The sequence below is a fragment of the Finegoldia magna genome (assembly GCF_018371055.1).
Classification (GTDB): Bacteria; Bacillota; Clostridia; order Tissierellales; family Peptoniphilaceae; genus Finegoldia; species Finegoldia magna_I.
On the sequence record NZ_JAGYZD010000260.1, the window covers coordinates 1 to 2,270 of the forward strand.

The window sequence follows — 2,270 nt, forward strand, 5'->3', positions numbered from 1 at the left end:
CATAAAGTTTCCTCCATTTCTTTTTTGTCTATTTGTTTTTCAGACAAAAAAGGAGGACTCCTGCATCTTGGCATAAGAAGTCCTCTGAAATGAAAGAAATCCGTTCTTTCTTTTACTATATTTAATTGTTTAGACGAGAAAATGTAAAGACAGACAACTACAAGAATTATAGAAAAAAGGAGTATTTTTATTCCATTTCAATTCTACAAGGTAACTTATACACTTGTTCATCTCCCTTTCCCTCCGTTCATTATAGATAAATAGCATCCATACCTACAGCCTCTTTTGATTATTTTCGCTTTTATATCAAATGTCCTTGTATTTATGCTTTGTCTTTTCCCATTTTCCTAAGTCCATTAAGCATTAAAAACAGTCCCAACATAATCATACTAAAATCTACGATAGGTTCTGTCCACCAAACTGCTGACGCTCCAAATGCCTTTGGAAATAGTAATATTGCAGGAATAAATAAAACTAACTGTCTAAGCATTACAATCATGCCTGCTTTTTTTCCATCTCCTATGGATTGGAAAAATGTAAGTGTCATAATCATAATTCCATATAAGATGAATGTTGAATAAAACATCTTAAAGTTTACAACACCAACTTCAATAATCTCCCTTCTCACACTGAATAATGATAGTAATTTTTCTGAACAAAACATTGATGGTATCCATGAAGCAGCTGCAAGAATTGTTGCACCATACATAAAAATCTTCATCGTATCTTTTACTCTTCCGTATTGTTTTGCTCCGAAATTAGCTCCAATAACAGGTTGTAAGCCTTGACTCATACCCCACAGTGGAATAAAGGAAAACATATATAATCGCATTGTAGCAGACATCAAAATTCCCCAATCATCTCCTCCATACGCAAAGGCTTGCTTAAACAAAAATGTTTGCTGTACTGCAAATAAAATTTGCATCATCATTGCTGAACTTCCTATACTGAACATTTCGCTATAAATTGCCTTGTATTTTTGAATTTTATGGATCCCTACAAAAGCACTTTTCTTTGAAAAATAGTGGAATGTCAATATTGCTTGTACAATTTGAGATATTACAGTTGCAATAGCTGCACCTTCAATCGCATATTCACCCATCAACTTCATAAAAATAGGATCTAAAATAATGTTTAATATAGCTCCCGCGCCCATAATCATCATTGATTGCTTTAATGCACCTTCGCCACGCATTGTCATATTTCCCGCTTGAGCAAAATTCACAAATATAGAGCCAAAGAAAACTATTCTTAAATATCTCACACCAAGTTCTTTAATATTTCCTTTAGCTCCTACCAAATCTAAAAAATGAGGTGCAAAAACCAAACCCAATATCGTGATAATTACAGAAAAAAATATTACCCAGTAACAAAAATTCCCGAATATTTTATCTGTCGTTTCTTTATCGCCCTTTCCGATTGCTCTTGATAGTATTGAGGCACTTCCAACGCCAATCAATGCCGATATTCCTCCATTTATAATCGTTAAGGACATAGACACACTAATGGCTGACATAGCATAATCACCAATGAGCCATCCTGCAAACACACCATCCATAAATGGATACAATCCTATGACAATCATCCCGATTATTCCGGGAATTGCCAACTTAAATAACAGTTCTTTAGGACTTTTGGTTAATAGTTGTGTTTTCATACCTTGTTTTCCCATATGACTTCCTCCAGTTGTTTTCAATATTTTTATAACTTATGACAACTGCCACTTTGCTGCCACTTGTCTTGCTTCAACAAATTTTTTGTAGATACCATCAACTTGAATAAGTTCTTCATGTGTACCTTGTTGCGTTATCTTTCCATTAGCCAAGACAAGAATTTGATTTGCATTTTTTATGGTTTTTAGTCTGTGTGCAATCATTATTACAGTTTTATCTCTTGTAAGTTCTTCCATAGCAATCTGTAGTTTATCCTCATTTTCAGGGTCTACATTTGCAGTAGCTTCGTCAAAAATAATAATCGGGGCATTTTTTATCATAGCCCTTGCTATAGATATTCTTTGTCTTTCTCCACCAGATAAACTTGCACCTCCCTCTCCTATAACTGTTTCATATTGTTCAGGAAGTTTCATAATAAATTCATGACAACACGCTTTCTTTGCAGCTTCTATAACTTCCTCATGAGTAGCATCTGGCTTGGCAAACTTTATATTGTTTTCAATAGTGTCTTGAAATAAATAAACATTTTGAAAAACCATACTAATTTGTCTCATTAATGACTCCAATGAATATTCTTTAATATTATGTTTACCTATG

Annotated in this window: 2 protein-coding genes; both read right to left on the reverse strand. The window is 33.7% G+C overall.

Features of this window, described 5'->3' with window-relative positions:
- Positions 1-322: 322 nt before the first annotated feature.
- Positions 323-1,672 carry an MATE family efflux transporter gene (locus KHW44_RS08830; RefSeq protein WP_304068578.1) on the reverse strand — a complete coding sequence of 450 codons (1,350 nt, stop codon included), beginning with the start codon at positions 1,670-1,672 and terminating at the stop codon, positions 323-325.
- 36 nt (positions 1,673-1,708) lie between these two features.
- The coding region (locus KHW44_RS08835; protein WP_304068581.1) for an ABC transporter ATP-binding protein at positions 1,709-2,270 on the reverse strand (562 nt) is incomplete at its 5' end.